Origin of the sequence: Nocardiopsis sp. TSRI0078 (assembly GCF_001905145.1) — a bacterium.
Classification (GTDB): Bacteria; Actinomycetota; Actinomycetes; order Streptosporangiales; family Streptosporangiaceae; genus Nocardiopsis.
Genome location: NZ_LWLB01000033.1, coordinates 327700 through 347652 on the forward strand (window position 1 = coordinate 327700; position 19953 = coordinate 347652).

The 19953-nt window shown below is 72.4% G+C and carries 15 protein-coding genes; 9 read left to right on the forward strand and 6 right to left on the reverse strand.

All coding sequences use genetic code 11. The features are described 5' to 3' along the window. Positions 1-49 precede the first annotated feature (49 nt). Positions 50-1099, reverse strand: a complete 1050-nt coding sequence (locus tag A6A08_RS20655; RefSeq protein WP_143181814.1) for a tetratricopeptide repeat protein — start codon at positions 1097-1099, stop codon at positions 50-52. Positions 1100-1134: 35 nt separating this feature from the next. Then, positions 1135-2409: a 26S protease regulatory subunit gene (locus A6A08_RS20660; RefSeq protein WP_073704273.1), complete on the reverse strand. Its 1275-nt coding sequence runs from the start codon at positions 2407-2409 to the stop codon at positions 1135-1137. Between the two features lie 372 nt (positions 2410-2781). Between A6A08_RS20660 and A6A08_RS20665 the strand changes: the two genes are divergently transcribed. The 3 genes from A6A08_RS20665 (at position 2782) to A6A08_RS20675 (ending at position 4713) form a co-directional block, all read left to right on the forward strand. Next, positions 2782-3114, forward strand: a complete 333-nt coding sequence (locus A6A08_RS20665; protein WP_073704274.1) for a hypothetical protein — start codon at positions 2782-2784, stop codon at positions 3112-3114. A 164-nt stretch (positions 3115-3278) separates the two neighbouring features. Beyond that, positions 3279-4085, forward strand: a complete 807-nt coding sequence (locus A6A08_RS20670; RefSeq protein WP_073704275.1) for an LPXTG cell wall anchor domain-containing protein — start codon at positions 3279-3281, stop codon at positions 4083-4085. Between the two features lie 205 nt (positions 4086-4290). Beyond that, positions 4291-4713, forward strand: coding sequence for a thiol-disulfide oxidoreductase DCC family protein (locus A6A08_RS20675; protein WP_073704276.1), 423 nt, complete (start codon positions 4291-4293; stop codon positions 4711-4713). 6 nt (positions 4714-4719) lie between these two features. Here A6A08_RS20675 and A6A08_RS20680 read toward each other — a convergent pair whose 3' ends face one another. Further along, positions 4720-5604: a 3-methyladenine DNA glycosylase gene (locus tag A6A08_RS20680; RefSeq protein ID WP_073704277.1), complete on the reverse strand. Its 885-nt coding sequence runs from the start codon at positions 5602-5604 to the stop codon at positions 4720-4722. Between the two features lie 20 nt (positions 5605-5624). Then, the gene (locus A6A08_RS20685; RefSeq protein WP_073704278.1) at positions 5625-7412 is read right to left on the reverse strand and encodes a hypothetical protein; all 1788 of its coding nucleotides are present in this window, start codon (positions 7410-7412) and stop codon (positions 5625-5627) included. A gap of 382 nt (positions 7413-7794) precedes the next feature. On the opposite strand from A6A08_RS20685, the gene A6A08_RS20690 reads away from it, so the two are divergent. Beyond that, positions 7795-9219, forward strand: a complete 1425-nt coding sequence (locus A6A08_RS20690; RefSeq protein WP_073704279.1) for an aldehyde dehydrogenase family protein — start codon at positions 7795-7797, stop codon at positions 9217-9219. Positions 9220-9292: 73 nt separating this feature from the next. Here the strand turns inward: A6A08_RS20690 and A6A08_RS20695 are convergent, their stop codons facing one another. Beyond that, positions 9293-10357 (reverse strand): serine protease, encoded by a 1065-nt coding sequence (locus A6A08_RS20695; protein WP_073704397.1) that lies wholly within the window; start codon positions 10355-10357, stop codon positions 9293-9295. Between the two features lie 162 nt (positions 10358-10519). Continuing rightward, positions 10520-12208 carry a CocE/NonD family hydrolase gene (locus A6A08_RS20700; protein ID WP_073704280.1) on the reverse strand — a complete coding sequence of 563 codons (1689 nt, stop codon included), beginning with the start codon at positions 12206-12208 and terminating at the stop codon, positions 10520-10522. 422 nt (positions 12209-12630) lie between these two features. Here A6A08_RS20700 and dxr point away from each other — a divergent pair, with 422 nt between their 5' ends. The 5 genes from dxr to A6A08_RS20725 all read left to right on the forward strand — a co-directional run bounded on the left by dxr (position 12631) and on the right by A6A08_RS20725 (position 19906). After that, a complete protein-coding gene (dxr, locus tag A6A08_RS20705) occupies positions 12631-13851 on the forward strand; it encodes a 1-deoxy-D-xylulose-5-phosphate reductoisomerase (protein WP_242422778.1) in 1221 nt (406 codons plus the stop codon). A 21-nt stretch (positions 13852-13872) separates the two neighbouring features. Further along, positions 13873-15225: an RIP metalloprotease gene (locus A6A08_RS20710; protein WP_073704282.1), complete on the forward strand. Its 1353-nt coding sequence runs from the start codon at positions 13873-13875 to the stop codon at positions 15223-15225. A 294-nt stretch (positions 15226-15519) separates the two neighbouring features. After that, positions 15520-16677 (forward strand): flavodoxin-dependent (E)-4-hydroxy-3-methylbut-2-enyl-diphosphate synthase, encoded by a 1158-nt coding sequence (ispG, locus tag A6A08_RS20715; RefSeq protein ID WP_073704283.1) that lies wholly within the window; start codon positions 15520-15522, stop codon positions 16675-16677. A 254-nt stretch (positions 16678-16931) separates the two neighbouring features. After that, positions 16932-18044: an oxygenase MpaB family protein gene (locus A6A08_RS20720; RefSeq protein WP_083609203.1), complete on the forward strand. Its 1113-nt coding sequence runs from the start codon at positions 16932-16934 to the stop codon at positions 18042-18044. Between the two features lie 368 nt (positions 18045-18412). Then, positions 18413-19906 carry an amino acid permease gene (locus tag A6A08_RS20725; protein ID WP_073704284.1) on the forward strand — a complete coding sequence of 498 codons (1494 nt, stop codon included), beginning with the start codon at positions 18413-18415 and terminating at the stop codon, positions 19904-19906. Positions 19907-19953: the final 47 nt, after the last annotated feature.

The following is a 19953-nucleotide window of genomic DNA, read 5'->3' on the forward strand; positions in this document are numbered from 1 at the left end:
GGGGCGGGTCACCGCGTGCCGGGACGACCGCCCCGCCGCGCGGGGCGGGTCACCGGGCGGCGGCCCGCTCGTTGGCGGCCTCCACGTCCAGGATGTCGGCCCACATCAGGCGCCGGCCGTAGCGCTGCCACAGGTAGGCGGCCAGGATCAGGGCGAGCCCGTACAGCCCCCAGGGGTCGGGCACCAGCCCCAGGACGAGGAGCGAGACGGGCATGAGCACCAGCCCCACCATCCAGCCCGTGAACCCCTCGAAGCCGCGCAGGTAGCGCCGCACGTTCGCGGGGATGCCGATGACCCCGGCCAGGTGCCACACGGAAGGGGCGGTCACCCCCAGGGTCACCACGACCGTGAGGAGGAGCAGGCCGGGGTCGTCGAACGTCGTGAGCGCCCCCATCAGCAGGGCGAACGGCGCGGCGACGGCGGAGGAGCGGTTCACCCGCAGGCCGGCGTTGGCGATGCCCACGTACAGGGTCCTCGCGGCTCTCCCGGCACGCGGGTTGAGCGACATCAGCAGGGCGCTGTGGTCAGCCGCGCCGCGCGGCCTGCCCCGCAGCGCGTCGACCGCGCCCAGGCCCGACACCGCGTCCTCGTACTGCGGATCCAGCTCCAGCGCCCGCCGGTAGGCGGTCTCCGCGTGCGCGAGCAGGCCCAGCCGTCGGTACATGTCCCCCGCGTGGCCGTGGGTGGAGGCACTGTCCGGGTCGAGTGTGCCCGCGCGCGTCAGCGCCTCGTGGATGGTGTCGAGCGACCGGGGGTCGCGCACGCCCATGGACAGGTGCATGCGGGTCAGGGCCCTGGCCGCCAACAGGTGGTTGTGGCTCTCCTCGGGGTCCCTGGCCACCAGGTCGTTGAAGACCCGGAGGGCCTCGTAGGCGCGTCCGTCCAGCAGCAGGGACTGCCCCAGCACGTTGAGGGCCGTGGGGTCGTCGGGATCGGTCCGCAGGCACCGGCCGGCGGCCTCGTAGGCGTCCGAGGACTGGAGCAGACCCAGGTGGCAGGCGGCCTTGATCCGCCATCCGGCCGAGGCGTCGGGGTTCCTCCCGAGGAAGGGGTCGACCTCGGCCAGCGCCTGCTCGTACCGCCCGGCCCGAACCAGCATGTAGGCCCGCTGCAGTGGCTCGGCGGCCCCTTCGGTCACCGTCGGAACCCGCCGCGTCCGCGCAGGTACTCGGCCAGCTCCTGGTAGCTGCCGTCCTTGTTGGCGAAGGCCACGGCTGCGCGGGCGCCCTCGAACCAGTCGCCGGTCGAGGCGCGCACCTCCGCCAGGGCGTGCTCGAAGTCGGACATGTCGATGGGGCGGACCCGGCCCAGCCGGGAGGAGTCCAGCAGCGCGCGTTCGGCGGCGCTCTCGCACAGGTGGGACAGGTCGGCCCCGGACAGCCCCTCGGTGCGCCGGGCCAGCGTGGTGACGTTCAGCCCCTCGGCGGGGCGGTCCCGAAGGCCCGAGGCGAGGATGGCGGCGCGGGCGGGCTCGTCCGGCGGCGGTACGAACAGCATGCGGTCGAGGCGGCCCGGCCGGCGCAGGGCCGGGTCGATGTCCCAGGGGTGGTTGGTGGCGGCCAGCAGGAACACGCCCTCGTTGTCCTCGGCGACCGAGTCCAGCTCCGTGAGCAGCTGGGTGACGACGTTGCGCAGGTAGGGGCCGACCTTGTTGCGGCGCCCGCCGATGGCGTCGAGCTCGTCCAGGAAGACGACGCACGGGCTGTACTCGCGGGCGCGCTGGAACAGCGACTGGATGTTGCGCTCACTGTTGCCGATGTACCGGTCCAGGACGTCGGCGAGGGAGACGGTGAGGAAGTCCGCGCCCATCTCGCCGGCGACGCCCCGGGCGAGGAAGGTCTTGCCGCAGCCGGGCGGCCCGTACAGCAGCAGGCCGCCGCGCAGGCTCTTGCCGAAGGCCCTGCGCAGCTCGGCGTTGCGCATGGGCGCCAGGAACGCCGCCTCCAGGCGGTCCTTGACGGCCTGCATGCCCGCGACGTCGGCGAGGGTGACGCGCGAGGAGGTGAACTCGTAGTCGTCGGGGCGCAGGGGAGCCCCGTCGTCCTGGGAGGCCCCGTGGCGGTCGCGGCCTTCGGCGGGAGGTGCTGGAGGGGGGTCCGTGGGGGTCCGCGCGGTGGACGGGGGAGGCGGCGCGGGCGCGGCCTCGGGAGAGGGCTGGGATCCGGAGGGGCCGGAGGCGGCCGCGGGGGCGGGTCGCGGACCGGAGCTCAGGGCACGCGCCATCAGCTCCTGGGCCGGTTCCGATCCGGGGTCCTGCCGCAGGGCCGTGGCCAGGTGGGGGATGGCGGCCTGGGAGTCCCCGGAGTCCAGCAGCAGCTCACCCAGGTGCAGCCGCAGGACCGGGTCGTCGGGGGCCGCCGCCACGGCGGAGGCCATACTGGTGATCAGCCGGGGGTCGGGGGAGGCCATCACTGCCCTTTCGTGGTCACGGTGCAACGGATCCTCGCGGTCGGAACCTTATCCACGGCCGGGGACAGGAGGTGCTCCGCCCCGTCCGGAAGGGGCGGCCACCGCCGTCGCCGGTGGACGTGCGGACCGGACGAGGACCCCGCCCGGGCGTCGGCGCAGCGTGCGGACGGCGACCATGACAGGTGTCATCCCGAAGCCGACGAATCCTCACGGTCCGCAGGTGACAGCGACGACTTCCGCCGGAGTACCGTTCGCGGCAGTCTGGGAACACGGATCCCGCCCGACCCCCGCTTCCGGGCCCCGCCCGGAACCCCGTTCCCGATGGACGCGTCCGACCTGTGACGACTCTTCCGATGGTGGTGCCTTCCGTCCATGCTGCTGATCTCCCTCATGCTGCGCCGACGTGCCCTGATCGCCCAGCGACTGCTGGGACGGCTGCGGGCCGTGTGCCTGTCCCTGGGGTCCACCGCCTGGCTGGCCGCGGACCGGCGCTGGGGCGACTGGCCGGCCGTGCCGATGATCCTGTGGGCGCTGGGCGCGGGCCTGGTGGCCGCCGGGATCGCCGTCGGCGTGCTGTACCTCCGCGGGGCCCCGGCCGAGGGCGGGGAGTGGCGCCGGACGCACGTGTCGGTGTTCGTCCTGTCGGTGGTGTTCTCCCTGACCCTCGGCTCCCTGATGGTGTGGAGCGCGGCAGTCGCGGCCTGACCTGGCGGGGAGGAGGGCGGCGGACGCGGTCGGGAGACGGCGTTTCTTTGGTGATCTGTGATGCGTGTAGTGATGCGAGGGGCGGGGAAGGAAGATAGGTTTGACTCGCTCTGTAACGTGAGCCCGCTGTGTTCACGCGGGCATCTCTACCAACAGGAGTCCCCTTGTCCCCCAACCCTGGTACGGGCGCGCTCGGTGCCCGTCTCCTGCTCGGTGCCGCCCTCGTCGCGGGCACCGTCCTCGGCGGTACCTCCGCGGCCTTCGCGAGTCCCAACCCCGGTGCTCCCGGCGACAACGGAACCGTCAAGATCCACGACCCGTCGACCTCCGAGGACGACAACCGCAACGAGCCCAAGGTCTGCGACTTCGAGATCACCGCCGACCACTTCGACGGTCTCCAGGAGGTCTCCTGGGAGATCAAGGCCAAGAAGGAGAAGGGCGGCTGGTCGAAGGAGCCCGTGCTGGAGGGTGCCATCACCCTGGACGGCGAGGGCGCGGGCACCACCGAGGTCCTCGAACTCCCCAACGGCCACTACAAGCTCTACTGGACCTTCGAGGGCCAGAACGGCAAGGCCAAGCACAAGGTCTTCAAGGTCGAGTGCGAGGAGGAGCCGGAGAACCCGGAGCCCACCCCCGCTCCCGAGGAGACCCCCGGCGAGGAGCCCTCCACGCCTCCGGGCGAGGAGGAGACCCCGGGCGAGACCCCCGAGCCGACCGACCCGGCCGACCCCGCCGACCCGACCGTTCCCGAGGAGACCGACGGCGGGACCGAGCCGGCGACCGACCCCGAGGTTCCGGAGGCCGACGAGGAGAAGGCTCCGGCCGACGAGGACGAGGAGGCCGCTCCCAGCCTCCCCGTGACCGGCTCGGCCCTGACCGCCCTGGTGGCCGCCGGAGCCGTCGCCGTCGCCGGTGGTGGCGCGGCCGTCTACTTCACCCGCAAGCGTAAGAACGCCGGCGCGCAGGAGTAGCAGCCAGGAGTCCTGAGGGGGTGGCCGCCGTCGCGGCCACCCCCTTCGGCGTTGTCGGGGTCCGCGCGGCGACGGTTGTGCCGTTGCCCACGCCGGCACACGGAGCAGCAGGTGGGGACGGGCGGGGCTCCTTTCGTCCCCGGCGGACCGGAGAAACAGCGGGCGGGGCCGGGAGAGACCGACCGGCACCGGGCACGATGGTGGTATGAAGCCTTCGCTGGACACCGTCCCCGGCGCCGGGGCGTTCCTGTACGACCGGGACTGCGGTTTCTGCAGGCGTTCGGTCGTCTTCGCCCGCGACCGGCTGCGCGTGCGCAGCCGCTTCGTGGCCTGGCAGGACTTCGACCTCGACTCGGCGGGCCTGACCCCGGAGCAGACCGACGCCAGCGCCTGGTACGTGTACGCGGACGGGCGCCGCTTCTCGGGCGGCGACGCCGTCGCCGAACTCCTGCTCCACGGGCGGCCCCTCACCCGGCCGCTCGGCCGCCTGGCGCGCTTTCCGCTGCTGCGCGTGTTCAACCGGGCCGCCTACCGCTGGGTGTCCGCCAACCGCCACCGCCTGCCCGTGGGCAGCCCCTCCTGCGGCCTCGATCCCCAGCCGCCGGAGGGCGGCCCGGGAGGCGGGTGAACCCGCTCAGGCGGCGCGCAGGGCCCGGCACACGTCGAGCAGGCGCTCACGCAGCACCGCGCCGCGCTCGGCGAAGCCCTGCTGCGCCTCCATGTACGCGGCCTTGCCCTCGGCGGTCTCGATCCGTACCGGCTCGTACCCCCACTCCGTCAGGTCGTAGGGGGAGGCGCGCATGTCCAGCGTCCGGATCTCCCGTGAGAGCTCGAAGCAGTCCACCACCAGTTCCGAGGGGACCGCGGGGGTGAGCTTGTACGCCCACTTGTACAGGTCCATGTTGGCGTGCAGGCACCCCGGCTGGTCCAGTTCGGCCTGCCGCTCCCGGGTGGGCTGCAGGGTGTTGCGCGGGCGCGCGGGCTCGGTGAAGAACCGGAACGCGTCGAAGTGCGAGCAGCGGATCCGGTGCGACTCCACCACCCGGTCGGTGCCCTCGCGTCCCAGCCGCAGCGGTACCTGTCCGTGCCGGACCTCCTCGGTCCGGTACACCATCGCCCACTCGTGCAGCCCGAAGCAGCCCAGGTGGGCGGGGCGCGAGGCGACCGACGACAGCAGCCGCTCCACGAAGTCCAGCACCGGCCGGGCCGCCAGGAACGCCCCGGTGTCCAGGCCCACCGCTCCGCCGGGCAGCTCCGTGTAGAACCGCTCGTCCAGGCGGGAGCGGGCGCCCCCGCCCAGCAGCACCGTCCCCGCACCCGGGTGCCAGCGCCGCAGCTGGGCGGGCTTGAGGTTGTAGTAGGTGAACAGGAAGTCCTCCACCGGGTGGCGCACACCCTCCCGGCGGCGCCGCAGGTGGTCGGCGACCAGCGCGTCCACGCGGCGCCCGTGCCGGTCGGCGCGCTCGCGCCACAGTTCCTCGGCGAGGGCGGTCGGTGCCTGAGTAGTCGTTCCCGTCACGGCGCCCAGGGTACGCGGAGTCAGTTCGACTGCTGTACGGGCAGGTGGCGGCCCAGGTAGCCGACGTACACGCGGTTGGTGGTGCCCGGCCCCAGGTGGGGGTAGAAGTACAGCCTCGGGCAGATCCCGTACTCGATGTCGAGCTTGATGTGCGCGTACATGGGCACGCGTCCGCTGGGCTCGACCTCCTCGGGGACCCGGAAGAGGCGCTTGTCGTTGAGCTTGCCCCGGTTGCGCACGTAGTCCGACTCCTGGGAGGCCAGCCGTTTGACGGGGATGACCTGGTACCCGTCGGGCGTCTCCCGCAGGTAGGAGTGGAAGCCCAGGCCGCTGCCGGGGTTGTCGAACTGGTAGCGGGCGTAGTCGTTCAGGGCCAGCAGCGCCTCCCAGGCGCGGGTGACCCACAGGGACTCCTTGCGGCTGTCGGACAGCTCGTACACCGTCTGGTCCTCGATGGTGAAGTACAGGTGCGGCAGTACGGAGTTGTCGGTGATCCGCTCCAGGAGTTCGCTCACGCTCGCCGGCGGCCGCTGCTGCGGGTCGCGGGGCGCGGGCGCGGCGGCCAGCCGGAACAGCCCGGCCTCGCGCGCCTGCTCGCGCAGCCAGCGGACCTCGTAGCGGGCGGCGCGCAACCGCTCCCGCGCGGTGCCGAGCTCCTCGCCCAGGTCGGCGGTCTCGGCCAGGAGCTCCTGGCGCTCCTCGGAGAGCTCGCTGATCCGCGTGCCGAGCCGGGTGACCTCCTCACGCAGCCGCTGGGTCTGCTGCTCCAGCGCCTCGCGCTCCTGCGCGGAGACGGTGTCGGAGGGCCCCTGCGCCGCGCGGTGGGCGGCGGCCGCGCCCCGGGGCCGGGCTGCCGTGCCGTTGCACGCCGGGGCCCGGCGCACGTCGTCGGTCTCCTCGTCCAGGAGGGCGTCCACCGCCTGGAGCGGTTCGGGCAGGCACACCTCCAGGGCGTTGTCGCGTACCCGCCGCGACAGGGCGGAGCCCACCCAGTTGCGGATGCGCCCGCCGTCGCGGGCGGTGTCGAGCGTGGCGGGGCTCATCCGGGGGTGGCGCGCCGCGTCCTCCTCGTCGACCAGGTCCACGCGGGGTAAGAACGTGCGCACCCCGCCGGAGGGCACGTCCAGGATCCGGGGCAGGAGGGCGCCGACGCGCTCCTGGGCGGCGGCGTCGAGCACGTATCCGGCGCACATACCGGTGCACCGGGACAGGGCGCCGGCCATGGCGCTGCGCCAGTCGGCGACGGTGACGTCCTTGGGGGCGCCGGTGGCCACCACCGCCATCCGCCGCCGGGGATCGCGGATCGTGGCCACGAGCGTGTCGACGAGGGCGTCGTCGCGCCCGCGCACGATCCTGGGCGCGGGCGGCAGCGGGTGGTCGCCGTCGTGGCCGTTCACGGCGTCCAGGAGCATGCGGGCCGCCTCGGGCGGCATGACGTCCAACCGCGGCGACTCGGCGCCGAGCCGGACGGAGGCGGCCGGGTCCACGGTCATGTCGATCCACACGTACTGCCAGGGGGACAGCGCGGGGTCCACGACCGCGGTGGCGACGGTCCGCCATGTCCCGTCGGTCTTGTCGGACTCCGTGGTCAGCCGCAGGAAGGACAACCCCTCGTCGGGGTTGTCGTGCCGGACGACCAGTGCGCGGGAGCGGTTGCTCAGCTCGAAGCGGCCTGATACCGCGAAGTCCACCCGCGCACCCGAGTTCCCGCGCTTGCTCAGCCACCGGGACAGGACCGTGGAGGTGGCGGCGACCAGGTCGCCGTCGTGTTCCGGGACTGCGACGAGTGTGCGGTAGACAAGCGGCAATGAGCACTCCCGGGCTCCCGGCGGCGGCGGTGGACCCGAGGGTCCGGCCGAACAGACTGGCAGAGCCCTCCTGACCACTCTGAACGAAGGAGCCCGCCGACGCCAGTCGGTCGGCCGAAGATCCCCGGCCGGGCGGTCGGTTCCGTGGAGGAAGGGCGTGGCCGCGGATCAGGCCCGGCATTGGTGGTACTCAACGTACTCCTTCTCCGGTCGCGCCGTACCCGTCAACCATGTGGCGGGAGAGAACCGTGGTGCGGGAGGGGTTGACGTTCCACCGGAGGGAGTTCCCGGTGGTGGTTGCTCCACTGTGGCCAACTCCCGAGCTCGGGTTGGCGAACATGGACAAGGTGTCCGGGCGGAACGGGGCACTAGCGTCACGGTCATGTCTACGCGTCCGTTCTGGCTGGCCGGCACCGCCGCGACCGGCGACACCGAGATCACCGTCGTCAACCCCTACACCGGCGAGGACGCGGGCACGGTCTCCGTCCCCGCCGTCGAGCAGATCGAGGAGGCCGTGGCCGCCGCGCACTCGGTCGCCGACGAGGCCGCCGCCCTGCCCGCCCACGTGCGGGCCGACGCCCTCAGCCACATCTCGCGGCGTATCGGTGAGCGCACCGAGGAGATCGCCCGCACCATCACCGCCGAGAGCGGCAAGCCGATCAAGTGGGCCCGCGCCGAGGCGGGGCGCGCCGTGTCCGTGTTCCGCTGGGCGGCCGAGGAGGCCCGCCGCGACAGCGGGGAGCTCCAGCGCCTGGACACCGACCCCGGCGGCGCCGGGCGCATGGCCGTGGTCCGGCGCGTCCCCAAGGGGCCGGTCCTGGGCATCTCCCCGTTCAACTTCCCCCTCAACCTGGTCGCCCACAAGGTGGCCCCGGCCATCGCCGTCGGCGCCCCCGTCATCCTCAAGCCCGCGCCCGCCACCCCGATGACCGCCCTGATCCTGGGCGAGATCGTCGCCGAGACGGACCTGCCCGGCGGCATGCTCTCGGTGCTGCCCATGCCCAACGACCGCGCCGCCCCGCTGATCACCGACGAGCGCCTGCCCGTCATCTCCTTCACCGGCGGCCCGTTCGGCTGGAAGCTGCCCGAGCTGGCCCCGCGCAAGCACGTCACCCTGGAGCTGGGCGGCAACGCCGCGGCCGTGGTGCTCTCCGACGCCGACCTGGACTGGGCGGCCCGGCGCGTGGCGCTGTTCGGCAACAACCAGGCGGGACAGGTGTGCATCGGCGTGCAGCGCGTCATCGTCGAGGACTCCGTCTACGACGAGTTCGTACGGCGCCTGGTGGAGCAGGTGGAGGCCCTCGGCACGGGCGACCCCGCGGACCCGGCCACCGACGTGGGCCCGCTCGTGGACGAGGCCGCCGCCGAGCGTGTGGCCGCATGGATCGACGAGGCCGTCACCGCCGGGGCCGAGCTCCTGACCGGCGGCACCCGCGACGGCGTCACGGTGGCGCCGACCGTGCTCGCGGACGCTCCCGCCGACGCCAGGGTGGTGCGCGAGGAGGTCTTCGGCCCGGTGCTGGTCCTCCAGCGCGCGGCCGGCGTCGACGCCGCCTTCGCCGCGGTCAACGACAGCGACTTCGGCCTCCAGGCGGGCGTGTTCACCCGCGACCTGCCCACCGCGTTCCGCGCCCACCGCGAGCTGGAGGTCGGCGGCGTGGTGATCGGCGACGTGCCCAGCTTCCGTGCCGACCAGATGCCCTACGGCGGCGTCAAGGGGTCGGGCGTGGGCAAGGAGGGCGTGCGCGCCGCCATGACCGACCTGAGCTACGAGCGGGTCATGGTGCTCACCGGCATCGACCTCTAGAAGCGGCGACGGCGGTGCCCGCTCCGGGGCACCGCCGTCGCACCGCGCGGGCGGCGGGAGAGGAGCCGGGCTCCTACAGCCGGGCCGCGCGGTCGTACAGCTTGCGCGCCTGCTCGCCGAGTCGGGGGCCGTACTGGGTGTGGCGGTCGTCGGCGTACTTGAAGCTGACCACCGAGGAGATCGTCCCCCGGCCGGTCCGGGGGTCGAAGCCGGTGAACCAGGGGCCGCCGCTGGATCCCTGCGTCATGGCGCAGCGCACCCCGTTGGCGGTGGTGCCGCCGGTGTCGGGCTTGGTACGGCCCGAGCAGTAGTGCAGGTACCTGCCCCTGTACGGCGACGACGCCGGGTACCCGAACGCGTACACCTGCACCCCTTCGCGCACCCGGTCCTCGGTCCAGGAGTCGAAGGCGATCCGCTGGGAGCCGACCCTGTCCTGTACGGGCGTGCCCCCGTCGGTGTTGACCACCACCATGGCGAAGTCGTAGCTGTCGTCGGCCTGGCGCGACCACTGGGGTGCCACCAGCATGTCGCGGGCGGTGAACCTGCCGTACGGGTCGTCCCCGGCCGAGTAGGCGGGCACGAAGGTCCAGTTGCGCGCCCAGGAGCCCCTGCCGTCCTTGGCGCAGTGCCCGGCGGTGACCAGGGTGCTCTTGTTCGCGGCGTCCACGACCGACGCCGAACAGGTGAAGTCGCGCCCGTCCATGGTCAGGTAGACCTTGCCCGTGGTCCTGGTGACCAGGCCGTCCGCGGGCCAGCGCTCGCCCCCGCTGTCGGAGCGCGGCGAGGCCTGGTGCTCGACTCCGCCTCCGGGGACCGCGTCGTCACCGGTCAGGGGGAGGGCCCCCTCAAGCATGCTGGTGATGGGCTTGGCGGCGGCCATGCGCTCGGCGGTCCAGTAGTCCAGGACGGCCTGGCTCTCGGCACCGGTCACGGCGGCCGCCTGGTGGGAGACCCCCTCCACGTGCGACAGCTCTTCGCGCTCCTGGTCGGCCGTCGCCCCGGGAGCGTACTCCGTGTGTACGGCCTGGGTGACGGCGGAGGCCGCCGCGGGGAGCTTGTCGGCGAGGGCGAGGCCCCCCAGGGCGACCGCGGTGGCGGCCAGGGGGGCGAGGATCTTGTGTGCGGTGGACGAGGTCATGACCAGATCCTTGCACACTTACAGTAACCATACTGCTACTTCACGTTTGTGTCGTGGACCTGGGGGGAAAGTGGCCGCCTCCGGCGCAGGGGTCCCGCCGGAGACGGCCCGAAGGTGTCCGGGACGGGCGCCGCGGGAGTTGGCGCGCGTCCCGGGCACCGGTCAGGCGAGCGGCACCGTGATCTGGGCGGGCGCGTCCTCGGGGGAGGACACGCGCACCCGGTCGCCGAGGTCGCTCTCGCTTCGGTAGCGGCCGTCCCGGCTGTCCACCACCACGGCCAGGCGGTGCCCCGCGGGCACGTCCCACACCACCGGGGCCAGTTCGGTGTCCACCGTGACCGGCTCGCCGGGGACGGCGTCCCGCAGGGTGTGGGGGACGTGCGAGAGGAGGGATCCCGTCCCGTTGCCGTCGACCGCGTACAGGTAGACGTACACCGACTGGTCCCTCGCGGTCGGGGTGAGCGTGAACGATACCTCCGGCGTGCCCGCCACACGCGCCCCCTCGGGGTAGGCGGGGCCGGTCCACACGGCCGCCCTGTAGCGGTCCACCGTCGGCAGCAGCACCCCGGTCGGAACGTCGAAGAACTGCTGGAGCGCCCCGGACAGCATGACCGTGCCGCTCTCGGCGGAGGTGCCGATCCCGGTGCGGAAGCCGTAGCTCCAGCCGGTGGAGGGCTCGGACTCCATGGCGCCGCTGCTCCGCCAGCGAAACCAGTCGGTGCTCGGCCTGGCCAGGTAGTACCGCTCGGTGCCGCCGGTCACCGACGGCCAGTCGGCGTGCGAGGTCCAGCCCCCGCGCCCGTTGTTGGGCCTGACGTGCACGGGGCCGGCGGTGTCCGTCTCGCTGTGCCGGCCCCGGAGGTGGTGGTCGAACCAGTCGCCCAGGGCCTCCCAGACCTCGTTGGGCAGCCCGGCGGCGCCGAACAGCTCCTGTGTGGCGTGGTCGCCGGGGGAGAGCATCAGCCGCTTGGGGACATCCAGCTCCTCGTAGAAGTCGGTGATGTGGCCGACGGGGAAGATGCCGTCGTTCCAGGCGTGGGCCATCATCACGGCCGTGCCGTTGGCGTTGATGGCGTCGACCTTGGCGGCCGCCGAGCGGTCGGGGGCGATGTCCAGGGCGGGTTGGATGTTGCCGCGCCGGTACTCGCGCTCGACCTCCCGCAGCTCCTCGCCGGGCCTGCCCGTCAGGTTGCCCGCCGCCAGGAGCAGCTCCGCCGACTGCATGTCGACGGTCTCGTGGGGGTACAGCGAGGCGGCCAGGTCGGCCCAGCCGCTCAGCGACGCCACGGCCCGGACCCGGTCGTCCTCGGCGGCGGTCAACAGGCTGATGCCGCCGCCGTAAGAGATCCCGGCCATGCCGATGCGCTCGGGGTCGGCCTCGGTGTTCTCCAGGGCCCAGTCGATGACGGCGCCGGCGTCGGCGCGGTCCTCGGGGCCGGCGACCCCGATCCCGCCGCCGGAGTCCCAGAAGCCGCGCGAGGTGTAGGCCACGACCTGGTAGCCGGACTCGTGGGCCAGCTTGGCGGCGGCGCCGACGTAGAGCAGGTGGGGCGTGCCCCACGCCGAGGGCATGACCAGCAGCGGGTGCGGGCCCTCCACGCCGGTGGGGGTGATGACCTTGGCCCTCAGCTCGGTGCCGTCATGGCCGGTGATGGTCTCGTAGCTGATGGTGGCGCCGACGGCGGCGGCCGCCGGGGCGGGGGAGAGCGTCGCGGCGGCGACCACGGCCGCGAGGACGCAGGACAGCGTGTGGGGGAGGAGGCGCGTGAGGGCGCGGGATCCGGATCCGGGCCCGCCTGATGCGGAGGCGGGGCCGGATCCCGGGGGAGCGGGGGTTGTGGCATGACGCATGGCGGGGGACCTCGGGGCTGGCGGGGGAGGGGAACCGATGGGTCGTCGCGCCGTCTCGCCATCGGGAGGGGCCGGTGTTTGGTGGGGCCGGCGGATCGGGGGAGGGGGCTTCTTGACTGTGAGGTAACTTACTCACCGGTTAAGTTAGGCCAACGGACACCGGTTGTAAAGACCCGGTGACAACCGGGGTCCGACTTCTCCCGCCGGGAGGGGAGGACGGGGCCCCGGGTGGGCTCCTCCGCCTGTGCGAAGGTCGGTGCGGCCGCCCGCCGCGGCTTCCACGGCGGGGCCGGGCCCCTCCCCCCGTCTGCGCCCCGGCAGGGGCGGGCACCCGCCCCGCGGCCCCTGGGGCGGTCCGCTCCGGCGCGGTTCCCCGGGTGCGGAACAATGGAGCCGTGCGAGAAGAACAGCAGCGAACAGTAGTGATCCTCGGCTCCACCGGCTCGATCGGAACCCAGGCCGTCGACATCGTCCAGCGCAATCCCCACCGCTTCCGCGTGGCGGGTCTGGCGGCGGGCGGCGGGCGCGCGGACCTGCTCGCCAAGCAGGCCGCCGAACTCGACGCCTCGCTGGTCGCGGTCGCCGACGCCGACCGCGCCGCCGAGCTCTCGCGCTCCCTGGCCGAACACGGAAGCCGCGCCGCCGTCCTGGCCGGCCCCGAGGGGGTCGCCGAACTCGCCGGAAGCGAGTGCGACGTCGTCCTCAACGGCATCACCGGAGCCCTGGGGCTGGAGTCCACCCTCGCCGCGCTGCGCGCCGGGAGCACCCTCGCCCTGGCCAACAAGGAGTCCCTCATCATCGGCGGGCCGCTCGTGCGCGGCCTGGCCCGGCCGGGCCAGATCGTCCCCGTCGACTCCGAGCACTTCGCCATCGCCCAGTGCTTCCCCCACCTGCCCGAGGGCGAACTCGCCAGCCCCGCCCAGGGACACGTGTACGCCCGCCGCGACGAGGTGCGCCGCCTCGTCGTCACCGCCAGCGGCGGCCCCTTCCGCGGCAGGGGCCGGGACGAGCTGGCCTCCGTCACCCCGGCCGACGCCCTCAACCACCCCACCTGGAGCATGGGGCCCGTCATCACCGTCAACTCCGCCACCCTGGTCAACAAGGGGCTGGAGGTCATCGAGGCGAACCTGCTGTTCGACGTGCCCTTCGACCGGATCGACGTGGTCGTCCACCCGCAGTCGATCGTCCACTCCATGGTCGAGTACGTGGACGGCTCCACCATCGCCAAGGCCAGCCCGCCCAGCATGATGATCCCCATCGCCTACGGCCTCGGCGCTCCCGACAGGGTGCCCGACGCCGCGCCCGGCATGGACTGGACACGCGCCCAGACCTGGACCTTCGAACCCCTGGACCACGAGGCCTTCCCCGCCGTCCGCCTGGCCTGTGAGGTCGGCGCGGCGGGCGGGACGGCGCCCGCGGTCTACAACGCGGCCAACGAGGAGGCGGTCGACGCCTTCCTCCGGGGAAACCTCGCGTTCACGGCGATCATGGACACCGTCTCCCAGGTAGTCTCGGAGCACCAGCGAACAGACCGTCCCGGGAGAGCGTCCCACCACCGCGGGGAACTGAGCCTGGACGACGTGTACGCCGCTGACACCTGGGCCCGCTCGCGTGCGCGCGAGCTGCTCGCACGCCGGGCCTGACACCGCCTTGAGGAGAGATGCATGGTCGCTCTGATGACCGTGGTCGGGATCGTCCTGTTCGTCTTCGGCCTGCTGTTCTCGATCGCCTGGCACGAGCTGGGGCACATGTCCACGGCCAAGATGTTCGGGATCAAGTGCACGGAGTTCATGGTGGGCTTCGGCAGGACCCTGTGGTCCGTCCGCAGGGGTGAGACCGAGTACGGCATCAAGGCCGTTCCTCTGGGCGGATTCGTGCGCATGGTCGGCATGCTCCCGCCCGCACGGCAGGCCGCCGGGGGCTCCCGCAAGCTCTCCCGCTGGCGGGCCATGGCCGAGGACGCCCGCGAGGCCTCCTACGTCGAACTCTCCCCGCAGGACCAGGACCGGCAGTTCTACCAGCGGGCGCCCTGGAAGCGGCTCATCGTGATGTTCGCCGGCCCCGGCATGAACGTCGTCCTGGCGGCGATCCTGCTCGGCGTGCTGTTCATGGGCATCGGCGTGCCCCAGAGCACCACGCGGATCGCCCAGGTCAGCGAGTGCGTGGTGCCCGCCGGCAGCGCCGTCACCAGCTGCGAGGACGCGCCGCCCACCCCGGCCGCCGAGGCGGGGATCCGGCCGGGCGACGTCATCGTCTCGGTCGACGGCGAGCCCACCCCGGACTGGAGCGCCGCCAACCAGCAGATCCGCGAGGCCCTGGGCAGTACCGAGATCGTGGTCGAGCGCGACGGCGAACGCCTGCCGCTGGACGTCGACATCGTGGAGAACGAGCTTCCGGCCCGCGACGCCGAGGGCGAGATCGTCTACGAGACCGACGCCGACGGCGACTACCTCTACGACGAGGACGGCTACCGGGTCTACGAGACCGAGACCGTGGGCTTCCTCGGCATCGTCTTCGCCACCGAGCGCGCCCCGCTCACCCTCGGGGAGTCCGCCGCCGAGATGGGCGGCATGATGGCCGGCGTCTTCGACGCGCTGGTCTCCCTGCCCGGCAAGGTCCCCGACGTGTTCGCCGCCGCCTTCCTCGGCGAGGAGCGCACCCAGGACTCCCCGGTGGGCATCGTCGGCATCTCCCGCATCGGCGGCGAGATCATGGCCCAGGGCCTTCCGGTGGCGGACACCGCCGCGATCATGATCCAGATCCTGGCCGGGGTGAACCTCTTCCTGTTCGCCTTCAACATGCTGCCGATCCTGCCGCTGGACGGCGGGCACATGGCCGGTGCCCTCTGGGAGTGGATCAAGCGCGGGTGGGCCAGGCTGCTTCGCCGCCCGGAGCCGGCGCCGGTGGACGTGGCGATGCTGACACCGGTGGCCTACGTCGTCGTGGCCTGTTTCCTGGTGTTCAGCGTGGTCCTGCTGGTGGCCGACCTGTTCAACCCGGTCAGGCTCTTCGGCTGACCCGCTGCCCGGTGTCCGCGCACACCGGGCCGCGGGCGGCCGTCGCGCGACCGCCGCCGGACACCCCGGTGACACCGGGCGTTCACGCTGGTCCCGGACGCGTTCTCCGAAGGCGAGGCACCCCTCGGAAGGCGGGTAACCTGGGGATCGCGATCCGGGAACGACGGTGTCGCCGAGGCCGCCGCGCACGGTGGCCCCCGGACGCGTCTTCCGCGCTCTGTGCCGGACACCCATTCCCGAAACGGACGAATCAAGTGCCGCCCTCTCCCCGGCGGTAGACGAGGTGAATCAAGCGTGACCGTCGATCTCGGTATCCCCGCCACACCGCCGCGCCCGCTGGCGACCCGGCGCAAGACGCGGCAGATCATGGTCGGAAACGTCCCCGTCGGCGGGGACGCCCCGGTGTCCGTGCAGTCGATGACGACCACCCGTACCTCCGACATCAACGCGACCCTCCAGCAGATCGCGGAGCTGACCGCCGCGGGCTGCCAGATCGTCCGCGTGGCCGTGCCCACCAACGACGACGCCGAAGCCCTGCCGATCATCGCCAGGAAGTCGCAGATCCCGGTGATCGCCGACATCCACTTCCAGCCCAAGTACGTGTTCGCGGCCATCGACGCCGGCTGCGCGGCCGTGCGCGTCAACCCGGGCAACATCAAGAAGTTCGACGACAAGGTCGCCGAGATCGCCAAGGCGGCCGGTGAGGCCGGTACGCCGATCCGCATCGGCGTCAACGCCGGTTCGCTGGACAAGCGCCTGCTGGAGAAGTACGGCAGGGCCACCCCGGAGGCCCTGGTCGAGTCGGCGCTGTGGGAGTGCTCCCTGTTCGAGGAGCACGGCTTCCGCGACATCAAGATCTCGGTCAAGCACAACGACCCCGTGGTCATGGTCAACGCCTACCGGCTGCTGGCCGAGTCGTGCGACTACCCGCTGCACCTGGGCGTGACCGAGGCCGGACCGGCCTTCCAGGGCACCATCAAGTCCTCGGTGGCCTTCGGCGCGCTGCTCTCGGAGGGCATCGGCGACACCATCCGCGTGTCCCTGTCCGCGCCTCCAGCCGAGGAGGTCAAGGTCGGCAACCAGATCCTGGAGTCGCTGGGCCTGCGTGAGCGCGGCCTGGAGATCGTCTCCTGCCCGAGCTGCGGCCGTGCCCAGGTGGACGTGTACACGCTCGCCGAGGAGGTCACCGCGGGCCTGGAGGGCATGGAGGTGCCGCTGCGCGTGGCCGTCATGGGCTGCGTCGTGAACGGTCCGGGCGAGGCGCGCGACGCCGACCTGGGTGTGGCCTCCGGCAACGGCAAGGGCCAGATCTTCGTCAAGGGCGAGGTCATCAAGACCGTGCCCGAGTCCCAGATCGTGGAGACCCTCATCGAGGAGGCCATGCGTATCGCGGAGGAGATGGGCGAGGCCGGGGCCGAGGCCGGCGAGCCCACCGTCTCCGTGGCCGGCTGACCCCTCCACGGCCGCGCCGACCCCTGTGGTCCGGCGCGGCCGTTCGCGTGTGCGGCCCCGGAGGAGGGCCCGGCGGGGCCGCGGTCTCCCCGCGCTCCCGGACCGAAAGCTGGTACGCCAGGTGCGCTCCGGGCGTTTGCCGTGGTGGGCGCGGAAATCACCGGCCGTGGGTGCGCACGGTAACCGGACGAGAGTCGGGAGCGATCGTCTGGTCCGGTGCGCCCCGCCCCCTTCCGCGCCGTGAGGAGGCCGACATGACCATGACCTACGCCGACTTCCACCGTGACCTCAAGGACCTCGGAGACCCGCAGGCCGACGCGGTGGTCCGGGAACTGCTGGACGAGGGCCAGGCCAACGCCGTCAACCAGCTCTTCCGCCAGATCAGCACCGCGGACACCCCCGTCCCCCGGCAGGCCCCCGCCGCCCTGCGCGAGTCCATGGACTCCACACGCGCCTTCCCCGGCTGGATGGACTCCGCGCTCATCGGCCAGGCCTCCGACTTCTTCCGGCACCACCACCTGGAGGCGTCGGCCATGCAGGCCACCGTGGGCCTGGTGGGCACCTACCTGTCCCCGGTCGGAGCCTTCACCCTGCACTCCACGCACCAGCTGGCCGACAATCCCCACCGGCGCCTGTCCCAGTCCACCCGCCTGTTCACGGGCATGGGCGACCGCGACGCCTTCACCGAGCACTCCAAGCTCGTGCCCACCTGCCAGAAGGTCCGCCTGGTCCACGCGGCCATCCGCGAGCTGCACCGCCGCTCCGGCCGGTGGGACTACGAGGAGATGGGCATGCCGGTGTCCCAGCTCCACACCGCCGGGGCCGCCCTGGTCTTCTCCGTACAGGTTCTGGAGGGCATGGAGAACCTGGGCCGCAGGCCCGACCCCCGGGAGGCCGACGGGTTCTTCCACGTCTGGATGGTCATCGCGCACTTCCTGGGCGTGCCCGACGACTGCATCCCCCAGGTCGGGTCCCGGCGCGAGGCGACCGACCTGTGGCACGAGGGCCGTCGGACGGAGTGGGCGCGCAGCGAGGCCGGGGTGGTCCTCACCCGCGAGTGCGTCGAGCTGTACCAGCGCGAGGTGGCCAGGGACGTCCCCGGACTGAAGGACGCGGTGCCCGTCTTCATGCGCGTGGCCCTGACCGACGAGTACGCCGACATGGTGGACATCCCGTCCACCGGGTTCGACCTGGGGGCCAAGGCCGCCACCACGCTCACCGAGCCGCTGCTGGGCGGCCCCGTCGGCAGGAACCCCGTCACCGACGAGGTGTTCGGGGCCCTGGGCAGGGCGGTCGAGCGCGTGGCCCGTGAGGCGTTCACCCACGGTCAGGAGACCGAGCCGCAGATGACCCAGCGCATCGGCTGAGTCCAGCCGGACGGGACCCTCGGCCAGGGGGTCGGGGCGCGTCGACCGAAGGCGCGTCCCGACCCCCTGCCTCGTGCTTTCGAACCTGTGACCAGTGTGTTCGCTGTCCGAAGTGGTGGCCGTCACGCAGGGTGATTTCATGTGGCGTCACTCACAGAAGCGTGCGTTATGTTGCGCGGGAACGCACGATCGCGCTGTTTATTCCCGACAGACGCAACGAATGTGGGTCATGTTACGCAGATAACGCGGCTACCGTTGCTGAGGGCATTTTTCGGGTCGTCGCAGGTACGGGCGACCCGTCCCGCCCCCCACCGTCCCTTCTCCCGGGGAACCGGTGTGCCCGTGTACAGGAACGAGGAGTAGTCAACGTGGTGGACCAGAAGAGCCCGGCGGGTACCCGCGGGCCCGACAGCCCGGGCGGTGTGCCCGCGCTGGGGGAGCGCCTCACCCGGCGTAAGCCGATCGAGAAGCTCGTCGCCGAGACACAGGACAGTGAGGGCACCGGCCTCCAGCGGCACATGGGCTTCTGGCAGCTGTCCATGATCGGCATCGGCGCCACTCTCGGCACCGGAATCTTCGTCGTGCTGGGCGAGGCCGTGCCCGTCGCCGGACCCGCCGTCATCCTGTCGTTCGTGCTCGCCGGGATCACCGCGCTGTTCTCCGCGCTCGCCTACGCCGAGATGGCCGGGATGATCCCCGCCTCCGGGTCGGCCTACTCCTACAGCTACGCCACCATCGGCGAGTTCATGGCCTGGGTGTGCGGCTGGTGCCTCATGCTCACCTACGGGGTGTCGGTCGCCGCCGTCGGCGTCGGCTGGGGCGAGTACATCAACGAGCTCCTCCATCTCACCACCGGCCTGTCCATGCCGGACGCCGTGCTCGCCGGTCCGATGGAGGGCGGCCTGATCAACCTGCCCGCCGCCGTCGTGGTCCTGCTGTCCATGTTCGCCCTGCTCGTCGGAGTCCGCGAGAGCAGCCGCGTCAACGCCGTCATGGTCGCGATCAAGGTCGTCATCCTGGTCATGTTCGTGGCCATCGCGATCACCGCCGTCCAGGACGGCAACTTCGCCCCGTTCATGCCGATGGGCATGGCCGGTGTCAGCGCCGCGGGCGCCACGCTGTTCTTCTCCTACATCGGCTTCGACTCGGTCTCCACGGCGAGCGAGGAGGCCAGGAACCCGCAGCGCGACCTGCCCCGCGCGATCATGTTCTCGATGATCCTGGTGACGGCGATCTACTGCCTGGTCGCCTTCGCGGCGGTCGGCGCGCTCGACTGGACCGGCTTCGTCGACGGCGAGACCTCGCTGGCGGGCATCCTGACCAAGGTCACCGGCACCCCCGTGTGGGCGGTCATCTTCGCCGCCGGCGCGGTCCTGGCCCTGGCCAGCGTGGTCCTGGTCGTGCTCTACAGCCAGACCCGCATCCTCTACGCGATGTCGCGCGACGGGCTCATCCCCAAGGCCTTCTCCACGCTGGACGCCAAGGGCACCCCGCGCACGAACACCCTCATCACCTCCCTGCTCATCGCGGTGCTCGCCGCCCTGGTCCCGCTCGGCCCGCTCGCCGACGCCACCGCCATCGGCACGCTCTTCGCGTTCGCCCTGGTCAACGTGGCCGTCCTGGTGCTGCGCCGTACACGTCCGGACCTGCCGCGCGCCTTCCGCGTGCCCGGTTCCCCGGTCACCCCGGTCCTGGGCGTGCTCGCCTGCGCCTACCTGATGTTCAGCATGTCGCTGAGCGTGTGGGTCGCCTTCCTGGTCTGGCTGGCCGTGGGTGTGGCCATCTACTTCGGCTACAGCATGCGCCGCTCCGCGCTGGAGACCGAACCGGCCGTCGAGCCGGTCGCCGAGACCCGTTCCTGACGGGTACGCGCATCCGACGAGGGGCCGGGGAATCTCCCCCGGCCCCT

Excerpts from the sequence above, each read along its gene's own strand:
- A6A08_RS20710 (WP_073704282.1), top strand. The coding sequence starts at position 13,873 with ATGGTCGCTCTGATGACCGTGGTCGGGATCGTCCTGTTCGTCTTCGGC.
- A6A08_RS20660 (WP_073704273.1), bottom strand. The coding sequence starts at position 2,409 with ATGGCCTCCCCCGACCCCCGGCTGATCACCAGTATGGCCTCCGCCGTG.
- A6A08_RS20675 (WP_073704276.1), top strand. The coding sequence starts at position 4,291 with ATGAAGCCTTCGCTGGACACCGTCCCCGGCGCCGGGGCGTTCCTGTAC.
- A6A08_RS20700 (WP_073704280.1), bottom strand. The coding sequence starts at position 12,208 with ATGCGTCATGCCACAACCCCCGCTCCCCCGGGATCCGGCCCCGCCTCC.
- A6A08_RS20655 (WP_143181814.1), bottom strand. The coding sequence starts at position 1,099 with ATGCTGGTTCGGGCCGGGCGGTACGAGCAGGCGCTGGCCGAGGTCGAC.
- A6A08_RS20665 (WP_073704274.1), top strand. The coding sequence starts at position 2,782 with ATGCTGCTGATCTCCCTCATGCTGCGCCGACGTGCCCTGATCGCCCAG.
- A6A08_RS20690 (WP_073704279.1), top strand. The coding sequence starts at position 7,795 with ATGTCTACGCGTCCGTTCTGGCTGGCCGGCACCGCCGCGACCGGCGAC.
- A6A08_RS20695 (WP_073704397.1), bottom strand. The coding sequence starts at position 10,357 with ATGACCTCGTCCACCGCACACAAGATCCTCGCCCCCCTGGCCGCCACC.
- A6A08_RS20720 (WP_083609203.1), top strand. The coding sequence starts at position 16,932 with ATGACCATGACCTACGCCGACTTCCACCGTGACCTCAAGGACCTCGGA.